Source organism: Orbaceae bacterium lpD01, assembly GCA_036251705.1.
GTDB lineage: Bacteria > Pseudomonadota > Gammaproteobacteria > Enterobacterales > Orbaceae > Utexia > Utexia brackfieldae.
Map to the genome: position 1 here is coordinate 118,463 of CP133959.1, position 22,851 is coordinate 141,313.

At 41.4% G+C, this 22,851-nt stretch carries 17 protein-coding genes; 8 read left to right on the top strand and 9 right to left on the bottom strand.

Annotated features, from left to right (window positions below):
* Positions 1 to 198 precede the first annotated feature (198 nt).
* The 3 genes from folP to rlmE all read right to left on the bottom strand — a co-directional run bounded on the left by folP (position 199) and on the right by rlmE (position 3,786).
* Positions 199 to 1,035, bottom strand: coding sequence for a dihydropteroate synthase (gene folP / locus RHO15_00530; protein ID WVD64033.1), 837 nt, complete (start codon positions 1,033 to 1,035; stop codon positions 199 to 201).
* Positions 1,036 to 1,172: 137 nt separating this feature from the next.
* The gene (ftsH, locus tag RHO15_00535) at positions 1,173 to 3,071 is read right to left on the bottom strand and encodes an ATP-dependent zinc metalloprotease FtsH (protein ID WVD64950.1); all 1,899 of its coding nucleotides are present in this window, start codon (positions 3,069 to 3,071) and stop codon (positions 1,173 to 1,175) included.
* An 88-nt stretch (positions 3,072 to 3,159) separates the two neighbouring features.
* On the bottom strand, positions 3,160 to 3,786 hold the full coding sequence (gene rlmE / locus RHO15_00540; GenBank protein WVD64034.1) for a 23S rRNA (uridine(2552)-2'-O)-methyltransferase RlmE: 627 nt from the start codon (positions 3,784 to 3,786) through the stop codon (positions 3,160 to 3,162).
* A gap of 102 nt (positions 3,787 to 3,888) precedes the next feature.
* On the opposite strand from rlmE, the gene yhbY reads away from it, so the two are divergent.
* Positions 3,889 to 4,182 (top strand): ribosome assembly RNA-binding protein YhbY, encoded by a 294-nt coding sequence (gene yhbY, locus RHO15_00545; protein WVD64035.1) that lies wholly within the window; start codon positions 3,889 to 3,891, stop codon positions 4,180 to 4,182.
* An 84-nt stretch (positions 4,183 to 4,266) separates the two neighbouring features.
* On the opposite strand, the gene greA is transcribed toward yhbY, so the two are convergent.
* Positions 4,267 to 4,743, bottom strand: coding sequence for a transcription elongation factor GreA (greA, locus tag RHO15_00550; GenBank protein ID WVD64036.1), 477 nt, complete (start codon positions 4,741 to 4,743; stop codon positions 4,267 to 4,269).
* Positions 4,744 to 4,973: 230 nt separating this feature from the next.
* Between greA and RHO15_00555 the strand changes: the two genes are divergently transcribed.
* From RHO15_00555 to RHO15_00580, 6 genes are all read left to right on the top strand, one after another.
* Positions 4,974 to 6,647: a hypothetical protein gene (locus RHO15_00555; protein WVD64037.1), complete on the top strand. Its 1,674-nt coding sequence runs from the start codon at positions 4,974 to 4,976 to the stop codon at positions 6,645 to 6,647.
* Between the two features lie 139 nt (positions 6,648 to 6,786).
* Positions 6,787 to 7,830 carry a methylated-DNA--[protein]-cysteine S-methyltransferase gene (locus tag RHO15_00560; protein ID WVD64038.1) on the top strand — a complete coding sequence of 348 codons (1,044 nt, stop codon included), beginning with the start codon at positions 6,787 to 6,789 and terminating at the stop codon, positions 7,828 to 7,830.
* A 140-nt stretch (positions 7,831 to 7,970) separates the two neighbouring features.
* Positions 7,971 to 11,450, top strand: coding sequence for a DNA polymerase III subunit alpha (gene dnaE / locus RHO15_00565; protein WVD64039.1), 3,480 nt, complete (start codon positions 7,971 to 7,973; stop codon positions 11,448 to 11,450).
* Positions 11,451 to 11,677: 227 nt separating this feature from the next.
* A complete protein-coding gene (gene accA / locus RHO15_00570; GenBank protein ID WVD64040.1) occupies positions 11,678 to 12,637 on the top strand; it encodes an acetyl-CoA carboxylase carboxyl transferase subunit alpha in 960 nt (319 codons plus the stop codon).
* 345 nt (positions 12,638 to 12,982) lie between these two features.
* On the top strand, positions 12,983 to 15,118 hold the full coding sequence (locus tag RHO15_00575) for a YgiQ family radical SAM protein (protein WVD64041.1): 2,136 nt from the start codon (positions 12,983 to 12,985) through the stop codon (positions 15,116 to 15,118).
* Between the two features lie 77 nt (positions 15,119 to 15,195).
* Positions 15,196 to 15,567 carry a diacylglycerol kinase gene (locus tag RHO15_00580; protein WVD64042.1) on the top strand — a complete coding sequence of 124 codons (372 nt, stop codon included), beginning with the start codon at positions 15,196 to 15,198 and terminating at the stop codon, positions 15,565 to 15,567.
* A 167-nt stretch (positions 15,568 to 15,734) separates the two neighbouring features.
* On the opposite strand, the gene qseC is transcribed toward RHO15_00580, so the two are convergent.
* The 5 genes from qseC to syd all read right to left on the bottom strand — a co-directional run bounded on the left by qseC (position 15,735) and on the right by syd (position 21,390).
* Positions 15,735 to 17,120, bottom strand: a complete 1,386-nt coding sequence (gene qseC / locus RHO15_00585; protein WVD64043.1) for a quorum sensing histidine kinase QseC — start codon at positions 17,118 to 17,120, stop codon at positions 15,735 to 15,737.
* Positions 17,117 to 17,779 carry a winged helix-turn-helix domain-containing protein gene (locus RHO15_00590; protein ID WVD64044.1) on the bottom strand — a complete coding sequence of 221 codons (663 nt, stop codon included), beginning with the start codon at positions 17,777 to 17,779 and terminating at the stop codon, positions 17,117 to 17,119. The genes qseC and RHO15_00590 overlap by 4 nt, the downstream gene beginning before the upstream one ends.
* A gap of 196 nt (positions 17,780 to 17,975) precedes the next feature.
* Positions 17,976 to 19,325, bottom strand: coding sequence for an MATE family efflux transporter (locus RHO15_00595; protein ID WVD64045.1), 1,350 nt, complete (start codon positions 19,323 to 19,325; stop codon positions 17,976 to 17,978).
* Positions 19,326 to 19,482: 157 nt separating this feature from the next.
* Entirely contained in the window at positions 19,483 to 20,673 is a 1,191-nt protein-coding gene (locus RHO15_00600) for an amino acid aminotransferase (protein WVD64046.1), read from the bottom strand.
* Between the two features lie 144 nt (positions 20,674 to 20,817).
* The gene (syd, locus tag RHO15_00605; GenBank protein ID WVD64047.1) at positions 20,818 to 21,390 is read right to left on the bottom strand and encodes a SecY-interacting protein; all 573 of its coding nucleotides are present in this window, start codon (positions 21,388 to 21,390) and stop codon (positions 20,818 to 20,820) included.
* A gap of 5 nt (positions 21,391 to 21,395) precedes the next feature.
* Here syd and ppnN point away from each other — a divergent pair, with 5 nt between their 5' ends.
* On the top strand, positions 21,396 to 22,850 hold the full coding sequence (gene ppnN / locus RHO15_00610; protein ID WVD64048.1) for a nucleotide 5'-monophosphate nucleosidase PpnN: 1,455 nt from the start codon (positions 21,396 to 21,398) through the stop codon (positions 22,848 to 22,850).
* The last annotated feature ends 1 nt before the right edge of the window (position 22,851 follow it).

Consider the following 22,851-nt stretch of genomic DNA (forward strand, 5'->3'; position numbering starts at 1 on the left):
TTCCAATCAAAATAAATAACATCATAAAAAATCGAAATAAGCTTATTTTTATTACGCCTAATATTACTATAATTATTGAAAAATATCCTTGTCGTTATTCAATCTACATCCTCTCATGCGGTCATATATTCAGATAGACAATCATGTTAGCAAGTATTCACCTATCAGATTAGATTATGCTTAAATATCGATGATTGATTAGTCTCTTTCAGCTAAAGTTGCCTGTACAATACGAAGCGCATCAAAGGTCTCTTTAACATCATGTACACGAAGGATCTGTGCACCTTGCATGGCCGCAATCACCGCACAAGAGACACTGCCTATCAGTCTTTCAGCTGGCGGCACATTTAAAATCTGGCCAATCATAGATTTACGTGACATGCCCACTAACAGAGGTAAGCCAAAGTGATGAAAATCACCCAGTTTAGCGAGCAGACGGTAGTTATGCTGTAAATTCTTACCAAAACCAAATCCAGGATCTAAGATAATTTTCTCTCTGGCGATCCCAGCAGCGATGCAGCGTTCAATCTGAGTTTCAAAGAAATGATCAACCTCAGTGAAGACGTCTTGTTGATAGATTGGTGCTTGCTGCATAGTAGTAGGTTCTCCCTGCATATGCATCAAACAAACAGGCAACTGAGTTTTTATCGCCGCTTCTAGCGCACCGGGTAGTGCCAATGCTCTCACATCATTAATTAAATGTGCACCGGCTTTTGCTGCTTCGGTGATGACTTCAGGTTTAGAGGTATCAACAGAAATCCAGACCTCAAAATATTGGGCTATTTTTTCAACTACAGGAATAACCCGAGATAACTCTTCGTCAACCGAGACCTCTGCTGCACCTGGCCGGGTCGATTCACCACCGATATCAATAAACGTCGCACCGGCCTGTAGCATGGTATCGACGTGGCGAAGTGCGGCATCTAACTGGCGATAGTGACCGCCATCAGAAAACGAGTCAGGTGTGACATTCAGTATCCCCATAATCTGCGGATAGGTCAAATCTATCACGGTGTCATTAAATCGAATATCCATACTACAAAACCCATTATTATGTAAACCAATATAGAAAAAGATCGTGCTATCATATTAGCGGCTTCACTACCGCAATGCACTGAAATAATTTATCACGCTATATGAAAAACGCGCCCTAAGGCGCGTTTTACTTTTAATTAACTTTGTTGGTTATCGTCTGGTGCAACATCACCACTATCGTCGGTTTTCACATTACTCCCAGAAACCGGTTGCTCATTAACCGCTTTTTCATCTTTATCAGTCCAGCCAGCAGGTGGCTGAACCGGTCGACGAGCCATTAAATCTGCCACTTGTGTTGCATCAATCGTTTCATACTTCATTAATGCATCTTTCATTGCGTGTAAGATATCAATATTATCAGATAAGGTCGTTTTCGCACGTTCATAGTTACGTGTAATAATTGCTCTGACTTCCTCATCAACGATTCTGGCAGTTTCATCAGAAATATCGCGAGTTTTACCCAAACCACTCTCTTCTGACTCATAAAACAGCGGGCCTAACCGTTCAGAGAATCCCCACTGCGTTACCATTGCACGCGCATACTGAGTGGCCACTTTAATATCACTTGAAGCGCCCGTTGAGATATTCTCTTCACCGTAAATTAATCCTTCGGCAATTCGTCCACCATAAATGGTTGCAATATCACCCTCGAGTTTGAGTTTACTCTCACTAACACGATCACCTTCAGGTAAAAAGAAGGTCACACCCAATGCACGGCCACGTGGAATAATAGTGACTTTATGAATAGGATCATGTTCAGGCATTAAACAACCGATAATGGCATGCCCAGCTTCATGATAAGCCGTCGAAATCAACTGCTCAGGTGTCATAGTCAATGAGCGACGTTCTGTTCCCATATTGATTTTGTCTTTTGCTTCCTCAAAATCATTCATCGAAACAACACGTTTATTTCTTCTGGCGGCAAATAGTGCAGCCTCATTCACTAAATTAGCTAAATCAGCACCAGAATAGCCTGGCGTACCGCGGGCTAATACATTGATATTCACATCTGACGCTAGAGGCACTTTACGAATATGTACGGCTAAAATTTGTTCACGACCTTTCATATCAGGTAAACTCACATTCACCTGACGGTCAAATCGACCTGGACGCAATAAAGCCGGATCAAGCACATCAACACGGTTCGTTGCTGCGATAATAATAATACCGCTATTAGGTTCAAAGCCATCCATTTCAACCAACATCTGGTTTAATGTCTGTTCGCGTTCATCATGACCACCAGCAAAACCGGCACCACGTTTACGTCCTACCGCATCGATCTCATCAATAAAAATAATACAAGGTGCATGTTTACGTGCTTGTTCAAACATATCTCTTACACGAGAAGCACCAACACCGACAAACATTTCGACAAAGTCAGAACCAGAAATAGTAAAGAAAGGTACATGAGCTTCACCGGCAATTGCTTTTGCAAGCAAGGTTTTACCAGTGCCTGGAGGACCGACCATCAAAATACCTTTCGGAATCCGCCCACCCAATTTCTGGTATTTACTTGGATCGCGTAAGAAATCAACGACCTCAACAACCTCTTGTTTCGCTTCATCATTACCAGCTACATCAGCAAAGGAGACTTTGATCTGATCAGGCGTCAGCATTTTAGCTTTACTTTTGCCCACCGCCATCGGTCCGCCTTTACCACCGCCTTGCATTTGGCGCATGATAAAAAGCCAAAAACCAATCAACAATAAAATAGGGAACCAGGAAATAAGAATAGTACTGAATAATCCAGGTTTATCATCTGGTGAACCATACACAGGCACGCGATTAGCCACTAAGTCATTGACTAACTGATCATCAATATAGGGAATATAGGTTGTATAATTATCATCGCTCTTGGTTTTAGCAACAATCTCTCGACCATTAATACGTACTTCTTTGAGCTTACCATTGGTAATATCAGAATTAAACGTAGTATAGTCTACTTGAGGACCTGTAGCTGACATTGAACCAAAATGATTAAACACAGCAATCAGTAGAACCGCAATTACGCCCCAAATAAGCAAATTTTTTACCATGTCGTTCAAAACATTAAACCTCTTAAAGAAAATATAACTACGACTTAATTCAAAACCGGATAATCATACTATAGATTTGTAACTGTGGCTACTTTAGCCCCATAGCAACAATGTAAACCTCACGCGACCTTGCACGGGAGGCTTCTGGTTTTCTAATTTTAACGATTTTAAACATATCACGAACTGTTTTCAGATACGCTTCAAAACCCACGCCCTGGAACACTTTTACAATAAAATTACCGTTAGGCGCCAAGACATCACGACACATATCCAAAGCAAGCTCGACTAAATACATGGCTCTGGGAATATCAACGGCCGGCTGACCACTCATATTAGGTGCCATATCAGACATGACGACTTGAACTTTACCCTCGCCGACACGCGCCATTAAAGCCGCCAATACCGCTTCATCGCGAAAGTCACCTTGCAGAAAATCGACACCGACAATCGGATCCATCGGTAATAGATCACAAGCGATAATCCGACCTTTCTGACCAATCACCGACGCAACATATTGTGACCAACCACCTGGCGCAGCACCTAAATCAACTACGGTAATGCCGGGTTTAAATAATTTATCCGATTGCTGAATCTCTTCAAGCTTAAACCAAGCTCTCGACCGTAAACCTTTTTTTTGTGCTTGTTGAACAAATTTATCTTTAAAATGTTCATCAAGCCAGCGACTAGAGCTCGCTGTACGCTTTTTTTTACTCATTTGTTTTCCAAAAAAAATCTGAACGGCACATTTCTTGATTGCCGTTTTAGTATATATGGCGTTAGAATAGCAGAATTACAACCCCTAATTAATAGTAATTTTATGAATTTAACAAATAAACAGAAACAGCATTTAAAAAGTTTGGCCCATCCCCTCAAACCGATCGTGATGATTGGTAGCAATGGGTTAACCGAAGGCGTCATCGCTGAAATTGAGCTAGCTTTAAACCACCATGAACTGATCAAAGTTAAAGTCTCGACAGAAGAGCGTGAGACTAAACAGTTAATCGCTTCAGCTATCGTGCGAGAAACGCAAGCGATTGAGGTGCAAATGATCGGTTCTATACTGGTGCTTTATCGTCAAACTACAGATAAAAAAATCTCACTGCCAAAATAGCAAAAAGGCATTCATTAATGCCTTTCAAATATTCAGATGTCGATGTATTAGCCTCTTAAATCAAGAGGCTTTCTTTATACTGCCTTAAATATACTCAACTTTAATAATATCAAACTCAACTTCGCCACCAGGTGTTGAAATCCGTACAGAATCATCCATCTCTTTACCAATCAAGCCTCGGGCTATCGGGGAGTTAACTGAGATCAGATTTTGTTTAAAGTCAGCTTCATCATCACCAACAATACGATAGGTGATCTCTTCATCGGTATCTACATTTATGACTGTCACTGTGGTACCAAATATCACTCGGCCATTATTTGCCATTTTGGTGATATCAATCACCTGCACATTAGCCAGTTTACCTTCAATTTCTTGAATACGACCTTCACAAAAACCTTGCTGCTCACGTGCAGCATGATATTCTGCATTCTCTTTCAAATCGCCATGAGCGCGGGCCTCCGCTATTGCAGCGATAATTTTTGGACGCTGGACTGTTTTCAACATTTCCAGCTCTTCACGCAATAACTCAACACCTCTAACTGTCATTGGGATCTGTTTCATTATTTTTGCTCTCTCCATCAAAAATTGGAATCACTTAATTTAACAAATAAACATATGACCACCTTTCCCAAGAAAGGAAGCTAATCATATTGGAACCATAAATAAATTTCGCTAAAACGCAAGTACTTAGCTTTTCAAATGAAATGTGCTATGCTTGCAGCTCACAAGCAGCAAATATTTTTATATAATTTACCGAATAAATAATAATAAGCAACAACAAAATAACGAATATGCTAATACGCCAACTTAAGCTCACTCTGATTCTACTAGTTACCCTCATTTGGTTTATTTTTATAATACCTTATTTTGTGGTGCAGACTGATTTTGGCGCTAACTTGGTATCCCGTTACCTATCTCAGCAAAGTCGCTATTCATTTAACATCGGCCATATCTCTCACTCACTGGCTTCACCAACTGAAATCACACTCAGCGATGTCTCGATTATCGATAAAACAACTGGCGTAATAACACTAAAAACTGAAAAAATGACTCTGGGAATAACGCCTGATACGCTGTGGCACAATGCTATTTTAGATTATCTGGTCATACAAAACGGTCAGATCAATCTGACTGAAAAACAGGCTATACCGGATTTACCGATACAACGTTTACAACTTAATAATATGTCTGGACAATTTGCCTATAACGATACAATGGTCGAGATAACGCATTTATCCGGTGGTTTAAAATCGGCGACCAAAGCCGCCTTAACCGATCCCCAACAAGCTGTTGAATTTGAATTTACTGCAGAAAAAGTAAAGATTGCCGATATTGATATTCAATCGTTTATTATCAGCGGGCTCAACAAAGATGATACGTTATTTTATAATAACTTAGGCGGTTCTGTTCAAGATGGCTTTTTTATTAGTAAAGGAAAAAGACGTCTCAATCAACCATGGCAAATTGATGAATTACAGATAAATCACCTTCATTTTCAAGAAGATATTAGCGTTGAACAACTGGCTAGCAAACTGAAAATGCAGATACCTTTTACGATAAATCATTTTAGTCTAACCGATAGTAGTGTGGCGCTGGCTGATTTCAACATTGAAAACGCCAATATAGAACTGAATAATGTCAGCTATGATCAGCAGTTTATCTGGCAAGATACCGAGCTTAAGCTTAATGCAACCAGCCTTATCTGGCACAATGAACTGTTTTTCGATCCGATGTTACAGATACAGCTCAACCCAAATCAGATCAGTATTCAAAAAGCGATGACTAAATGGCGTGAGGGTTTTATCTCTTTTGCGGGTAACTGGCACAATAACCAACTCACACTTACTCAATTATCACTGTTGGGCCTTAACACTGGCTTACCTGAAGACTGGCTTAATGATGTTATCACACGCAAATTACCCGATTATCTTAGCAATATCAACATTAAGCATCTTTCATTGGCGCCCAGTATTATTGTCGATACACAGGCCGTATTCCCGTCGCAATTTACCTATCTTGAGGCTGAAGGTCATGATCTAGTGATAGCACAGAGCCAACGATTAGATTTGTGGCAGGGAGATTTGACGATCAAGGCTAATCACGCCACCATTAATACCGTTACATTGCGCTACTTAGATATTGCTATCAAGGCGGATACCGAAAATAATCAGCGCCAGTTAAAGATGTCCTTAAATGCGCTCACCGACAGTGGAATGATTGATGCAGCCTTAACCGCCACTCCTGAAAATCAACAAATAACCAATCTAACAATACAGGGTGATGGCGTTGATCCGCAGCTTTTAAAGTTATGGCATGTCATTGAAAATCCCAATGAGCAGCACAATTTTACGCTCTCACTTAGCGGTCGTTACGCGCCTTTAAACCTTCATGGCCAGTTAACCAATAAAGCACTTAATCAACTCACCGATTATCCGGTCAAAGATAATCTTATCCTGTTAAACTAGCGATTTAACCATCTCGTCACCACCAGCCGATTAATCAAACATAAAGCAATATCACAAATAAAAATAGTTGTTAATTTTTCGGTTGTCATGATGACGGAAAATAAGCTAAAGTCATTTTAAAAATAGATGGAGGCAGGAAATGGAACTCAACAATCAGATTATGTATCAAGCATTTCTGGCAAAAGATAGTCAATTTGAAGGGCTATTTTTTGCCGGTATCAAAACAACTGGCATCTTTTGTCGACCGACTTGTCATGCCAGAAAACCCAAACCGGAAAACATTGAATATTTTCCAACATATCAAGCAGCGATCGAACAAGGTTATCGCCCTTGTAAACTCTGTAAACCACACTATTTACCGGATCAAACACCCGATGACATCATCCAGTTGCTAGAGGTGCTGGACAAACATCCTGATCAAAAAATTAAAGACAGCGATTTACAGATAATGGGACTTGAACCCAGTACTATTCGACGCTGGTTTATAAAGCATCACGGCATGACATTTCATACTTATCAGCGCACTATCCGGGTAAACTCTGCATTTAATAAAATTCAAGCTGGAGAGAGTATTCTCAATAGTGCTTATGAAAATGGCTTTGAATCACTTAGCGGTTTTAGTACTTCATTTAAGACTATCTTTGGCACCTCACCGTCACAGGTTAAAACGGATCAACGCATTTTACTCCATCGCATAGAAACACCGATTGGCGCAATGTTCACTGCCGCAACTGAAAAAGGGATCTGTTTACTCGAATTTCTCGATCAAAAACAGTTAGAAAGTGAACTGAAAACGATCAGCCTACAATTTAAAGCCGTTATTGTGCCGGGTGAAAATAGCCATATTATGCAGCTAAAACAAGAGTTAGCTGAATATTTCCAAGGCCATCGAATTCATTTTGATGTTGCACTGGATACCGCAGGCACCCCATTCCAACAGTTAGTTTGGCAAACATTACAGCAAATACCTTATGGCGAGACCTGTAGTTATCAGCAAGAAGCCAATCAGATGGATAAACCCACCGCGGTAAGGGCTGTCGCCAATGCCAATGGTAAAAATCGTATCAGTATCGTTATCCCTTGTCATCGCGTTATTGGCACTGATGGAACATTAACCGGTTATGCCGGCGGGGTCTGGCGAAAGCGTTGGCTGCTCGCATTAGAACAACAATATAAACCATAACACACGCAATCTTCGCTAAGATCAAATATCACTATTTGATCTTATTTGCCTATTTTGAGATCTGATTTCTGCAGGAAAAGCTGCTATAATTAAGGCTGTTTTTTAAATCTACTTTTAACCCAATATCTTTTACCCTAAATATGACTGAACCTAAATTTATACACTTACATGTGCACAGTGATTACTCGATGATCGATGGTGTCGCTAAAACCGATGTTTTAGTGAAACATGCCGCCAGTTTACAGATGCCGGCGATGGCGATTACCGATTTCACCAATTTATGTGGGTTAGTCAAATTTTATGGTTCATCTCTAGCTAAAGGGATTAAACCGATTATTGGTGCTGATCTGCGGATTTGTAGCCCCGACTTCGGTGATGAGCACTATTTATTGACAGTGTTAGCCGCCAATAATACTGGTTATCATAATTTAACTTTGCTGATATCTCAAGCTTACCAGAGAGGTTATGCCGGCGATGGGCCGATTGTTGATCTCGACTGGCTTATTACCTATCGTGAAGGCTTAATTATCTTAGCCGGCCGTCAAAGTGATATCGGTTTAGCCATCATTCGCAACAATCCGACCATCCTCGACAATAGTTTAGCATTCTATCAAACCCATTTTGCTGATCATTTCTATTTTGAACTGGTCAGGACAGGGCGACCTAACGAAGATCTCTATATCAAGCAAGCTGTCAACCTTGCTGAGCAGCATCAGTTACCTGTCGTCGCGACCAATGATGTCTGTTTTTTGCAGAGTAGCGATTTTGAAGCACACGAAATTCGGGTAGCCATCCATGATGGCAATACCCTCGATGATCCGAAAAGACCTCGTAACTATTCAGCTGAACAATATTTTCGTTCAGAAGCAGAAATGTGTGAACTATTCTCCGATATTCCGGAAGCCTTAGAAAACAGTATCGAGATTGCCAAAAGATGTAATGTTACCATTCGTCTGGGTGAATACTTTCTTCCACAATTTCCGACCGGCAATATGTCAACTGAAGAGTATTTAGTCCATCAGTCCCGTAAAGGATTAGAAGACAGACTGGTCATGCTTTTTCCGGATCCAGAGGTCAGAGCCAATAAACGCGCACCTTATGATGAACGTCTAGAAATAGAGTTGACGGTTATCAATCAGATGGGTTTCCCTGGTTACTTTTTAATCGTGATGGAGTTTATCCAATGGTCAAAAGATAATAATGTCCCGGTTGGACCAGGCCGTGGCTCCGGTGCCGGTTCATTAGTTGCTTATGCTTTAAGTATTACCGATCTCGATCCGCTCGAATTTGACTTACTATTTGAACGTTTTCTTAATCCAGAACGTGTTTCAATGCCTGACTTTGACGTTGACTTCTGTATGGAAAAACGCGATCAAGTTATCGATCATGTCGCCGATATGTATGGTCGAGATGCCGTTTCACAGATCATTACCTTTGGTACTATGGCGGCAAAAGCGGTTATCCGAGATGTCGGACGGGTACTGGGACACCCTTATGGGTTTGTTGATCGGATTTCCAAGTTGATCCCACTTGATCCAGGTATGACACTGGCCAAAGCATTTGAAGCTGAACCTCAGTTACAGATACTCTATGACAGTAATGAAGAAGTGAAAGCCTTAATCGATCTGGCCAGACAGCTAGAAGGTGTGACCCGTAATGCCGGCAAACATGCTGGTGGCGTCGTTATCTCACCAACTAAGATTACCGATTTTGCGCCAATTTACTGTGATGCCGAAGGACATAATCCGGTGACGCAATTTGATAAAAATGATGTTGAATACGCCGGTTTAGTCAAATTTGACTTTCTGGGATTAAGAACTCTCACCATCATCGATTGGGCATTAAAAATGATTAATGCCAGACGCGAAAAAGAGCATCAAGCCCCTATCGATATTGCTACGATTCCTTTAAACGATGAAACCTCATTCGAGTTATTACTTAAAGCTGAAACAACTGCCGTTTTCCAGTTAGAGTCGCGCGGCATGAAAGATTTAATTCGGCGCTTAAAGCCCGACTGCTTTGAAGATATGATCGCCTTAGTTGCGCTTTTCCGGCCAGGACCTTTGCAATCTGGGATGGTCGATAACTTTATCGATAGAAAACATGGCCGAGAAGAGGTTTCCTACCCAGATAAACAGTATCAACATGAGTCACTCAAATCGATACTCGAACCCACTTATGGCATCATTTTATATCAAGAACAGGTGATGCAAATCGCCCAAACCCTATCTGGTTATACGTTAGGGGGCGCTGACTTATTACGCCGCGCCATGGGTAAAAAGAAACCTGAAGAGATGGCCAAGCAGCGTTCAGTATTTAAAGAAGGGGCTGAGAGTCAGGGCGTTGATGGTGAACTTTCAATGAAGATCTTTGATCTGGTAGAGAAATTTGCCGGTTATGGTTTTAATAAATCACACTCTGCCGCTTATGCGCTCGTCTCTTATCAGACACTCTGGCTAAAAGCCCATTACCCCGCTGAATTTATGGCGGCGGTAATGACTGCCGATATGGATAATACCGATAAGATCGTCGGACTGGTCGATGAATGTCTACGGATGGGACTTAAAATTAATCCACCCGATATTAATAGTGGCCTCTATCATTTTCATGTTAACGAACGTGGTGAAATCGTTTACGGTATTGGTGCCATTAAAGGTGTAGGTGAAGGACCAATTGAGGCGATCGTTGAGGCTCGAAATGAAGGCGGCTACTTCAAAGATATCTTTGAACTCTGTGCGCGCACCGATATGAAAAAGATCAATCGCCGGGTATTAGAAAAACTAACCATGTCAGGTGCTTTCGATCGTTTAGGTCCACACCGTGCAGCAATCTTAAATACCATTAATGATGCTATGCAAGCCGCTGATCAGCATGCGAAAGCCGAAGAGATTGGTCAAACAGATATGTTTGGTGTACTCGCCGCACAGCCAGAACAAGTTGAACACGCTTATGCCAATGTGCCACAATTACCAGAACAAGTGTTATTAGAAGGTGAGCGAGAAGCGCTTGGTCTGTATCTTTCCGGTCATCCCATTACACAATATTTGAAAGAACTTGATCGCTATACCACGGGTGCACGCTTAAGTGAAGTGACACCGACGGATTGGGGAAAAATGGCTACCGTTGCCGGTTTAGTCATTAGTGCCCGTATACGACTGACGAAACGCGGTTCACGTATTGGTCTTTGCACCATCGATGATCGCTCTGGTCGACTTGATTTAATCCTGTTTGGTGAAACACTCGAAAAATATGAGCATTTGTTAGTTCAGGATAAAATTTTAATTGCGACAGGGCAGATCAGTGTCGATGACTTTAATGGCGGTTTCCGCATGTCGGTACGGGAACTGATGGAACTCAGCGAAGCGCGTGAAAAATATGTGCGTGGTCTGGCCATTTCGATTGAAGATAATCAAATTGATCGACCATTTTTACAACGGTTACAGCAATTATTTGAACCGCATAAAAATGGCAGTGTCCCCGTACATCTCTACTATCAGCGCAGTGATGCGCGTACTCGGCTCCGCTTTGGTACGCAATGGCGCGTGATCCCTAATGATAACCTCATTATCGATTTAAAAACACTATTAGGTAATGAACAAGTTGAGTTAGAGTTCGATTAGTACATGACGATTGAAAATAAAGTGACCTATTTTTATCGGGCTGGATTAAATAATCAGATCATAGGATAACGGGCTCTCAGCGAGCTCTGTTGTACTTAACTACAAAATATGATTTAATTTGTGGCGATCAATAACCATTACGTAGTAAAATCTACCGAATAAACTAAAAAACCTAATTCGCCAAGCTGTCGAATAAACGATGGCAAAAGCAATAATAGAGTATATATATGAATAATTTTCTTGATTTTGAAAAACCTATCGCAGAGCTTGAAGCAAAAATTGGTGCTCTACGTGATGTAGATTCACAAAACGTTCAGCTCGATGTGAATCTCGATGAAGAAATCAAACAACTGAATAAAAAAAGCGAAGAATTAACGAAGAAAATCTTTTCTAACTTAACCGCATGGCAAGTTGCCCAGTTGGCACGTCATCCAAATCGTCCTTATACGCTTGATTATATTCGCGAGGTATTTACTGATTTTGATGAGCTGGCAGGTGATCGTGCGTTTGCCGATGATAAGGCGATTGTTGGCGGTATTGCACGCATTAATGATCGTCCAGTTATGGTCATTGGTCATCAAAAAGGTCGCGAAACTAAAGAGAAAGTGCGTCGTAATTTTGGTATGCCGGCACCAGAAGGTTACCGGAAAGCACTGCGCTTAATGGAAATGGCCGAACGTTTCCATTTACCCATTATTACCTTTGTTGATACACCAGGTGCCTATCCCGGTATTGGTGCGGAAGAACGTGGCCAAGCAGAAGCGATTGCTCGCAATTTACGTGAAATGTCTCGCCTTAAAGTGCCGACTATTTGTACGGTCATTGGTGAAGGTGGTTCAGGTGGTGCTTTAGCCATCAGCGTGGGTGATAAAGTTAATATGTTACAATACAGTACTTATTCAGTGATCTCGCCAGAGGGCTGTGCCTCTATTTTATGGAAAAGTGCAGATAAAGCCTCAGTAGCCGCAGAAGCGATGAATATGACTGCGGACCGATTGAAGAAGCTAGGCCTTATTGATTCCATCGTGCCAGAACCACTAGGCGGTGCTCATCGTAACATTAAGAAAGTGGCTCAATCGCTCAAAAAACAGCTGCTATCAGATTTAGATGAGTTAACTGATCTCGATACCGAATCACTGCTTGAACGTCGTTATCAACGTTTAATGAATTATGGATATGTTCGATAAGCACTGCGAACAGAACGAAAACCGGCTTTAATGCCGGTTTTTTTATCATTACAATCACCAAGTATCTCTAACCTTATGATGATAAAAATTTCTGCTCTTTTTCCCTTACCATTATTCTCATCAGATTCTAATAATTAAAGTTCGCTGAGGATTAATTATCATCGATTTAACCCACCTTAAATGAAGCCTCAAGATACAATGAGCGTCTGAGTTGAGTAAATACCACGCTTGCAATATTCGCTCAATTCAACAAATAATCGAAAAAACATCATGTTATGATCTCTGCTAGGCTTTATGTTTGACGCGAGCTATAATGAGCGCTGCATTTTTACAGTTGGACAATTTATGAGCAATAATCGATTAGCACCGGAAACCGAACTCTTCTCCTATAAACCTTACTGGGCGGAATGTTTCGGTACTGCACCTTTTTTACCCATGTCTCGCGAAGAGATGGATAATTTAGGCTGGGATAGCTGTGACATCATCTTAGTCAATGGTGACGCTTACGTTGATCACCCAAGCTTTGGCACCGGTATTGTCGGTCGTTTTCTCGAAGCCCAAGGATTTCGCGTCGGTATTATTGCTCAACCAGATTGGCGTAACAAAGATGACTTTATGAAGTTAGGTAAGCCTAATCTCTTTTTTGGGGTTAGCGCCGGCAATATGGATTCAATGATTAATCGGTACACAGCCGATCGCCGTTTACGGCACGATGACGCTTATACACCAGATAATGAAGGCGGTAAAAGACCTGACCGAGCAACCTTGGTTTACTCTCAACGCTGTAAAGAGGCCTATAAAGATGTGCCCGTCGTACTGGGAGGTATCGAGGCCAGTTTAAGACGCATTGCCCATTATGATTACTGGTCAGACAATATTCGTCGCTCAGCCATCATTGATGCAAAAGCTGATATGCTCATTTACGGTAACGGTGAAAGACCACTGGTTGAGCTCGCCCACAGAATGGCCAACGGTGAAGATATTCACCATATAACCGATATCCGCAATACCGCCATCATTGTCAAACAGGCTCTACCTGGCTGGTCCGGTGTGGATTCAAGACTAATTGATAAACCGAGTAAAATTGATCCGATTATCAATCCTTATGGCGACTGTCATCAAGACAATGTGCCGGACCATACTCAAACGACGAAAATTACCATTCAACCGCCGAAACCTAAACCCTGGGAAAAACAGTACGTTCTGCTCCCATCCTATGAGCAGGTGAAACAAGATAAGGTGCTTTATGCCCATGCTTCACGTATTTTGCATCATGAAACCAATCCAGGATGTGCGCGCGCCTTACTACAGCAGCACGGTGATCAATATGTTTGGATCAATCCGCCCGCGATTCCACTTACCACCCAAGAGATGGATAGTGTTTTTGCGCTCCCTTTTCAGCGTGTCCCTCATCCAGCTTATGCCGGTAAACGCATCCCAGCTTATGAGATGATTCGTTTTTCAGTCAATATTATGCGTGGCTGTTATGGCGGCTGCTCTTTTTGTTCCATTACTGAGCACGAAGGTCGTATTATTCAAAGTCGTTCACAAGAATCAATTATCAACGAAATTGAAGAAATCCGCGACAAAGTACCCGGATTTACCGGTATAATCTCCGATCTTGGTGGACCCACTGCTAATATGTATATGCTACGCTGTAAAGATCCGAAAGCAGAAAAGACCTGCCGACGCGCATCGTGTCTCTATCCGGATGTTTGTGTCAATATGGACACTAATCATGAGCCGACGATTCAGTTATATCAACAAGCAAGGCGCCTACAAGGGATCAAAAAAATATTGATCGCTTCAGGCGTGCGCTATGATTTAGCCGTGCATGATCCTCGCTATATTAAAGAGCTGGCAACACACCATGTTGGTGGATACTTAAAAATTGCCCCAGAACACACTGAATCAGGCCCATTATCGAAGATGATGAAACCGGGTATGAGTACTTATTATCGCTTCAAGGAGCTGTTTGACCTCTACTCAAAACAAGCCAATAAAGAGCAGTATCTGATTCCCTATTTTATTTCGGCTCATCCAGGTACAACCGATATGGATATGATTAATTTAGCCTTGTGGCTAAAGAAAAATCGTTTTCGGTTAGATCAAGTGCAAAATTTCTATCCATCCCCCCTAGCCAATGCAACGACCATGTATTATTCGGGTAAAAATCCGCTCAATAAAGTAGGCTTCGACAGTGAAAATGTCTATATCGCCAAAGGCGATAAGCAGCGCCGGCTGCAGAAAGCGATTTTACGCTATCATGATCCAGAAAACTGGCCAGTTATCCGTCAAGTATTAACCGAAATGGGATTAACTGATTTAATTGGCAGCAAAAAAACTTGTCTGGTGCCAGCTGAATCATTTAAAGAGAAACAGCAGTCACGCCGAATGAGCCAAAACACGCGTCCCGCGCTGACTAAACATACAACACTCACACCGACTAAATCGGTAAACTATAAAAAAAGAGCAAAATAACCTATAATCTGGGGTATTTATTTTTTACCAAAATGGTATCATGCAGCAAGCTAAGGTTTTAAGATAAAAAATTGATTATGAGCAAAACAACCGGTTTTAACAGAATTATTAACGCCACCAAATACTCGTATTTGGGACTTAAAGCAGCCTTCAAACATGAAGCCGCCTTCAGACAAGAAATCGTGGCGCTGATTGCATCATGTATTATCGTGATGCTGATTGATTTTACGATCTATGAACGTATTATTCTTGTCGGTTCAGTGGGCTTTGTGATGATTATCGAACTCATCAACAGCGCTATAGAAGCGGTCGTCGATCGCATCAGTGAAGAGCAACATGAACTGTCTGGTCGTGCCAAGGACTTGGGTTCAGCCGCCGTATTTTTGTCAATTCTATTAGTCATCACGCTGTGGATTTATATCTTTGCCTGTCATTTTTTCCCAGGATAATATTGATATTTCATCATTTTTAGCTAAATAGGACGTTATCGTCCTATTTTTTTGCCCTTTTTTCAAATACTGCTCAGCCCTGTTAACAACAGGGATTAAAAACTATCAATCGAGCAAAATATCGGCAGAGTAAAGCGAAATCAAGCAAGCTTATCAGCTGAGTTTGCTTATCTCTTTTGGGCGGGTAAAATCCAATTCAGTTTAACGCAAAAACCATGTGCCGGCTGAACTTTATTCGCGAAGCTGACCGACAAATCATGCAACACGGCAATCTGTTTGACAATCGATAAACCCAGCCCGCTGCCATCAACTTTCTGTCCTGGTGGTCGGTAGAATCGTTCGCCAAGCCGCTGTATATAATCAGGCGATACACCTAAGCCATTATCTTCGACCACTAAACCATCACGATTTAATGTAATCGTAATTTGGCTGTGTGCAGGGATATAGCGAATCGCATTATTAATAATATTACGCATTAGCACACCCAACAGTAATCGATTACCCAGAATAGCAGGATTCGCATGACGTTCAAACCGAATCACAATATGCTTCTTGTCTGCTAATAATTGTAAATCTTCAATGACCTGTTCAATCAATTCAGCCCAGACAATGCTGGCAACATCGTCACTTAATAACAAAAAATCGAGTCGAGATAAGATTAAAAGCTGATCGACTAAGTGGGTCGTGCGATCAATACCTTTCAATAAATTATCTAACGCATGCTGCCTTGCCTTCGGATCATCATCAGATAATTGTGCAACCTCTGTCTGTACTTTTAAGGCAGCTAGCGGCGTACGTAGCTCATGGGCGGCATCAGAGGTGAATTGACGCTCATGCTGAATCATCTGAGTAATACGCGAAAATAACATATTCAGCGCGACGATAATCGGCTGCACCTCTTTCGGGGTATTTTTCAAATTAATCGGCGTATCTTCATCAGGCAATCTGGTGGAAATCTGCTTAGTTAACTGTTTCAATGACGCAAACTCTCGGCCGATGACTAAAATTAGAATACCGATAAGAATGACAAAGGTGATGAGCCAAGGCTTCATCTGTTCAAGCATCAACTCTTCTAATAACTCTTGCTGATATTTTAGTTCTTGCCCTACCGCAATAATAGAGTGGCGATCCAGACTGATTAACCAGACGATCCGCCATTTATCGTTTTCAGTAATAGCGAAGGGTCTGCCATTTTTAAAAATGGCTGGATTATAACGAAATTTTTCGCCATTTTCGCCATCATTGAGCAGCATCTCACCACGTCGGTTAAAGATAGCAAATGCCAGGGCATCATCATCATATTCCAGTTGCTTGATGATAGGCAGCTTGACATCCGGCAGCTCCGGGGTTAAATAAGGCCCCATTGGCCTAGCCAAACCGCGATTATTCATCACAGACAAACGTTTGGCAAAAAGCAGCTGCTGACTATCAAAGATCTCTCGCAATGAAGACTTCAACTCAAAGTACGTTAAACTCGAGGCAATACACCAGGCAACAAACAGTGCCGCACTGACGAGTAAGGTAATTCGGGCTCTTAAACTCAGTTTCTTCACTCAACTTTTCCTAACATATAACCACTACCATAAACGGTTTTGATAAACTGATTGCCCAATTTTTTACGTAAGTTGTGAATATACACCTCAACGGTATTACTACTCACATCGTCAGACCAGCTATAGAGTTTCTCTTGAATAAATTCGCGACTCAAAACACGATTTTCATTGAGCATAAATAGCTCTAACAATCGGGTCTCTTTGGTTGTGAGTATCACGCGTTCCCCTGCTTTAGTCACTTCATGGGAATGTGGATTCAAGGTCACATTATGATAGTGCAGTTCAGGCGTCACTTGTTGATGATTACGACGAATTAAAGCTTGTAATCTTGCGGCTAATTCACTGAGTGCAAACGGTTTACAGACGTAGTCATCAGCCCCAGATTGTAATCCGGTTACGCGCTCAGAAATCGCATCTCGTGCGGTCAGAATCAATACTGGGGTCATTAGTCCTGCTTTACGCCAGTCATTGAGAATAGCTAAACCATCTTTATTGGGCAATGAGAGATCTAACACTACCGCATCATAAGGTGCTAATGACAGGGCATTTTGTCCTTGATTACCGTCAGTAAACCAATCTAATGAAAAACCAAATTTCTTTAATCCCGCACAGATGCCATCACCAATTAAGGTATCATCTTCGATCAGTAGTATTCGCATATTAAGGCTCCCTGCATAGCTTGATAACTTGACTATAATGGCATTTATTTAAACAAGAAAAGATTAAGTAATTATTAATCTCATGAGCGATGCCCTAAAATAGCGCTTTTTATTCAGCATAACGAATCGGTAATACCTCGGTAAACAACGCATAGAAATCGACTTTTTCAGTCAAGTCGGTTTATCAGTTATCTACTCATGACTCAATATCCAGTCGTTTTGATTCCCAGCGACGTGAATACCACCGCGCGGCATTAATCAAACCTCGAATCCATTCATCGCAAGCAAAACCGATCCAGATACCCAGCAGTCCCATCCCCATTTTGATACCTAAAAAATAACCTACCGGTATCGCAAGACCCCACATAAAAATCAGTGCGGTATAAAAAGGAAATCTGGCATCACCCGTCGCACGTAGGGCGTTAACCATAATAATATTTAAGGTTCGACCCGGCTCGAGGAAAATGGATAATAGAAAGATCGGCAGTAAGATATTTAACACTTCCGGGTCAGTGGTAAAAGAGGTAAGTAATGGTTTACGCATTAAATAGAAACCAATCACCACCAAACCAGTCACAATTATGCTGATACCTAAACTATGGAAAGTTCGTTTATAGGCTTCATCAAAACGTTTGGCACCAACCAGATGACCAACGATAATCTCATTACCAATCCCTAATGCGATAGAAAAAAGCATCATAAAATAGGATAGTTGAAAATAGATTGAATGTGCAGCAAGTGATAACTGTCCCATAAGACCAATAAATGCGGTCATCACTAACGTTTGACCTGACCAGGATAGATTCTCTCCCGCCGAAGGTAGACCTATCTTAAAGATTTTTTTCAATAAGGTTTTTTGCCAATGGAAAAATAGCGACATTTCTAGCTTAATTCGTAACCCAAAAATCACTAAACATGATAATAAAATAATCCCCACAACTCGGCCTACCACCGTCGACCAGGCAACCCCGACCAGTCCCATCTGAGGCAGACCAAACAGACCATATAAGACCATAATATTGCCTAAGACCGTGACGATATTCATGATTAATGAAACATACATCGCCGCTTGCGAACGACCAAATACCCGTAAGCAGGAAGCCAAAATAATGGTTATCGCTTCAAACACTAAGCAAATACCTAGAATGTGAAAATAGTCATAACTTAATGGGAGAATTTCCGGCGGCGTATTCATCAAAATTAACGCACGGTAACCAAATAACGAGATAAACAGAAAACAAAACAGACCTAAAAGAAAATTAAATGCCACAGCAAGATGAATCACTCGACGCGCTTGTTCACGCTGACCAGCGCCGAGATATTGCGCGATAACCACACTACAGCCGATGCTAATAAAATTAAAAATAGGAATAAAAATATCAAAAAACTGATTGCCGACGGTGGTCGCTGCCACCATTGACATTGATACATGACTGATCATATAGGTATTGATCATTAATGTTGCCATGTGCAAAAAGATATCAATAAAAATTGGCCAACTTAATGAAAATAGTGACCGTTCAATCACTGAATCATGACTATGCATAACTTTCCCTGAAAATTTTTTAAATATGTTTGACGTTAATACAATCAATCCCCGTAATAGATAACACTATCAAGGGGATCAATCGGGGTGCTTGTCGATGGAAATAGCAAAATAAATCATGAGCCTTTAGGATGGCTCTAGTTCACGCTCGCTATGTCTAAAGCACTTTAATGATGGACTCACACAATAATGACATATTGTCCAGTGTCATACCGGCAACATTAATACGACCTGAATTAACAATATAAATACCAAAGTCGTTTCTGAGCATGGAGACTTGCTGCAGATTTAAGCCACTAAATGAGAACATCCCATTTTGCTGAGTAATAAAACTAAAATCTTGCTGTGCGCCTTTATCTTGCAGCGTTTTCACAAATAACTGACGCATACGATGGATACGTTGTCGCATATGGGTTAACTCACTCACCCACTCCTCTTTCAACTCTTCATCATTCAGGATATGGGCAACCACTATACCGCCATGAGCTGGTGGGTTGGAATAGTTTGCCCGAATGATGGTTTTTACCTGACTAAAAGCGCGTTCGGCAGTATCGGCGTCTTTGGCAACCAAACTAAATGCACCGACACGTTCATTATACAAACCGAAGTTTTTCGAGTATGAACTCGCCACAAGCACTTCCGGTAACTGGTTGGTAAAAATACGTAGGCCTTGCACATCCTCGTCGAGACCTTGACCAAAACCTTGATAAGCCAAATCAAATATCGGTAACCAACCTTGTTTCAAGGCCAATTCAGCCAGCGTTTGCCACTGTTCGGCCGTCGGGTCGATACCTGTTGGGTTATGACAACATCCGTGAAAGAGTACCGCATCCCCCGCTGGCACACTTTTCAAACAATCAATCATCGCCTCAAAATTAAGGTGATGTTTATCTGACGCATAGTAGGGATATTCACGCACTTCCAGACCTGAAGCCTGAAAAACACTGCGATGATTTGGCCAGGTAGGATCACTCACCCATATCCGTTTGACTTTAGTGCGACGCGCTAAAAAATCACCGGCAATACGCAATGCACCGGTTCCGCCAGGCGTCTGGGCAGTCTTGACCCGAAGTTCTGCCATCAACATACTATCAGCACCAAATAATAATGCTTGTGTTGCTTGTGCAAATGAAGGTAAGCCATCAATACTTAAATAAGTTTTGGTTTTCTCATGCTGTAACAAAAACTCTTCCGCTTTTTTAACACTATTTAAAATCGGCGTTAATCCAGTTTCATCTTTATAAACGCCAATACCTAAATTAATTTTATTGGTTCGTTCATCTGCCTTAAATAAATCAGCTAAACCTAAAATGGGGTCGGCAGGAGCGGCAGTTAAATCTTCAAACATAGATCACCTATTTATATTAAAAGTCACAAGAAGAATCCGAGGAGACATTACGCTATTATACGCCGAATACTTTTGAGGGTAAAATATCTCATTGAGTTTATATGATAATGCTATAAAAACCAAATCAATACGTCATGATTCTGCCTATTTATCCAGCGCCTTACTATCCGCTAAAACATCCGGTATTAACGCAGCTAAAAACTGATTCAGGCTCGAGGCTAAGATTTTCTGTTCACCAGAAATGAGATCTTCATAAACAACCGCACCACTCACATTATTCACTGATATTAGCGCATCATTATTCGTGACACTGGCGATAAACAACGTCGGCTGACGTTTTAACTTCTTTTGCATTTGCAAATGGGCAATTTGATTTTTTTCTAATCGCTGAAAATCTGCTTCGTTCCAAACTTGAATTAAACATACCGGCATATCATCGAATGTGGCTCGCATATCCGCGGCAAATTGTGAACCAAATAGCTGATGAATTTCGGGACGAATCACGATGCCAATTAGCGATTCAGCTATATATAAAGTTAAAGCGGGTTCAATCGGTACCGGTTGCCAGTAAACTGTCATATCGATAGTTTTAACAATACAAGGCGAGGGTATCGCATGGTACTGCGTCGAGATGGGACCATGCTCAAATGTGGTTTGCCATAATTGTGTATAACGCTGGGTAAATTGCTGCAAAGCTTGAACGGTATTATTATTCATTATCAGTGCCGATTTATCTTGTAAATTTGTTGGTTAATTTGCATGATATAATAACCAACAATTTGCTATTCGACTATAAAAAGGAGTGTATCTTGATTACTCAGGTTAATCCATTAGGATCAATGGAAATGTTGTCGCAGATAGAAGTGAATATGTTAAAACAATCTGCAAATAGTGAGTTATATCAACTTTTTCGTAACTGTTCACTGGCAACGCTCAATGCAGGCAGTAAAACAGATGATACCAAGGCATTATTGGAAAAGAACAAAAATTTTGATATCAATGTGGTCACACGTGAACGCGGCGTCAAGCTTGAACTGATCAATCCACCGGAAACCGCCTTTGTCGATGGTAAATTAATTACCGCTATTCAAGCCAATCTCTTTGCCGTATTGCGTGATATTCTGTTTGTTAATATACAAATTGCTGCGATGACCGGAATTAAAAATATTCATCCGGAAGGTTCCAGCAATATTACCAATCTGGTTTTCTCTATTCTCCGCAATGCGAATGCATTACATGTTGGTGAAGAACCCAATTTAATTGTTTGTTGGGGTGGCCACTCAATTAATGATACCGAATATTACTATGCCAGACAGGTTGGTACTCAGCTAGGTCTACGTAAACTGAACATTTGTACCGGTTGTGGTCCAGGTGTGATGGAAGCGCCGATGAAAGGTGCCGCGGTAGGTCATGCGCAGCAACGTTATAAAGAGAGCCGTTTCATCGGTATGACAGAGCCGTCTATTATCGCCGCAGAGCCACCCAATGCACTCGTCAATGAATTGATTATCATGCCAGATATCGAGAAACGACTTGAAGGGTTTGTCCGTATGGCGCATGGCATTATTATCTTCCCGGGTGGACCAGGCACAGCTGAAGAGTTGCTTTATATACTCGGTATTATGCTGAATCCTGAAAATAGAAAACAAGTGTTGCCACTGGTGCTCACTGGCCCCAAAGAGAGCCGTGAATACTTTAACGCACTGGATAACTTTATACGTAACACTTTGGGCGAACAGGCCTGTGATCTATATCAAATCATTATTGATGATCCGCAAGAAGTTGCCCGCGTGGTTGCCAAAGGCGTCAATACGGTAAAAGCCTGTCGTTTGGCCACCAGCGATTCCTATGGCTTTAACTGGCTATTAAAAATCAATCCAGCGTTACAACATCCTTTTAATCCGACTCATCAAAATATGGCTAGCCTCGACTTACATAAAGAGCAGCCCGTTGAATCACTGGCTGCAGCGCTACGTCAGGCATTCTCCGGCATTGTTGCGGGTAACGTCAAAGAAGCGGGTATGAGGGCAATTGAAAAACATGGCCGTTATAAATTAAAGGGCGATCCGAATATCATGAAACAGTTAGATGATTTATTACGAAGCTTTGTTGAACAAGATCGGATGAAATTACCGGGCGGCACGGCATATCAGCCTTGTTATGAGATTCATTACTGAT